Source organism: Komagataeibacter intermedius TF2, from assembly GCF_000964425.1.
In the GTDB taxonomy this organism is placed as follows: domain Bacteria; phylum Pseudomonadota; class Alphaproteobacteria; order Acetobacterales; family Acetobacteraceae; genus Komagataeibacter; species Komagataeibacter intermedius.
On record NZ_BANF01000276.1, the window covers coordinates 1 to 1,644 of the forward strand.

Genomic DNA, 1,644 nt, shown 5'->3' on the forward strand with positions numbered 1-1,644 from the left:
ATCAGCCGAAGCCCGAATGCGATGTATCTGACACTCGTTGATGCACTGGCGCTTTCTATCCGCAATGGCGATCTGAGAGAAGGCGACAGGCTTCCGCCCCAAAGAACCATCGCAAGCCACATCGGAACCAACCTGACAACCGTTACACGCGCCTTTACCGAAGCCCACCGGCGCGGCCTGATTGACGCAACGGTCGGGCGAGGCACTTTCGTCCGTGTCGGCGCTGGCGAGAGCCACTGGCGCCATACGGGACCGGCTGTAGTCGATCTGACCATGAACCTGCCACCCATCCCGCAGGAACCGCCGCTTCAGCGGATCATCCAGAGCGACATCGCAGCCATCCTGAAACAGCAGGACCTGAACAGCCTGATGTCATACCGGGTAACGGGCGGCACGCTGGAAGAACGTCAGCTTGGCGCGAAATGGATCGCGCCCGTCATCGGGCAGCGGCGTACGGACGAAATCCTCGTCTCGCCCGGTGCCCAAAGTGCGCTCGCGGCCATTGTCAGCACCCACACCCAGCCGGGTGATGTGATTGTTACTGATCGCATTGCCTATCCCGGCATCCGGACCATAGCGGCACAGTTCGATCTTATCCTGGTCGGCGTGGACAGTGACATGGAAGGTATGATGCCGGATCAACTGGACCGGGTCTGTGCTGAACATCATCCCCGACTGCTCTACTGTATTCCGACGATCCACAATCCCACCACGGCCACGATGTCCCTGCAACGACGCAAGGACATCCTGAAGGTCGCCCAGCGCCATCATCTGCACATCGCAGAAGATGACCCTTACAGCCTACTGATGGACAGTCCGCTCCCAGCTCTGGCAGCCCTTGACCACAGCCGTGTCAGCTATGTGGCAACCCTTTCCAAGACGCTTAGTCCAGGTTTGCGTACAGCCTATGTCGCGCTACCAAATACTGACATGGCCCGGCGGGTGACGGCCGCCATCCGGGCCATAGCGCTGACCAATGCAGGCCTGCTCAGCGCGCTGACGGCGCGGTGGATGCAGACTGAACAGGCGCACACGATCCTGCATGCCATTCAGAAGGAACTGCGGTTGCGCCAGTCTATTGCCCGCCGAGTGTTGGGGGAGAAACATTGCATGAACCCCGACGGACCGCATGTCTGGCTGAAACTGCCAGATTGGTGGGGCAGTTCGGGTTTTGTTGCCTATGCCCGCAGGCGTGGTCTGGCGCTAGTACCAAGCAATGTCTTCACCATCAGTGGCGAGCCCCCCCAACGCGCCCGTATTGCGCTGGGCAGTGCTCCGGATGCGGCAAGTCTTGAGGAATCCCTGCATGGCGTAATGTCTGTCTTGCAGCACAAGCGCTCCCCCGGTTTTGCCGATATTGTGTGATCTCGTCGTTACACCGTGAATCGTCGCAACCCACTGATTCGACGGTTAATCTGTGCATTCACAGGAAACAAGGCCGCTGGCGTTTTCACAAACGCGTGATTTTAATACCAAGCAAAAACAGTGAGTTATTTATAAGATCTATCATTGTATGGCGCATTAAAATTTATTGTCTCCCTTCGTCCGTCTCAAATGATTTCCCATTCGTCACTTTGTTTTTTTTGTACCTATAATCTTGTCCATACAAAATTTTGTAGTTGGCGCATTCCATGTCACGTTTTC

At 56.6% G+C, this 1,644-nt stretch carries 1 protein-coding gene; it reads left to right on the forward strand.

The window, feature by feature from the left end; all coding sequences use genetic code 11:
- On the forward strand, positions 1-1,365 hold a 1,365-nt coding region (locus B7449_RS17005), incomplete at its 5' end, for an aminotransferase-like domain-containing protein (protein ID WP_048883889.1).
- Positions 1,366-1,644: the final 279 nt, after the last annotated feature.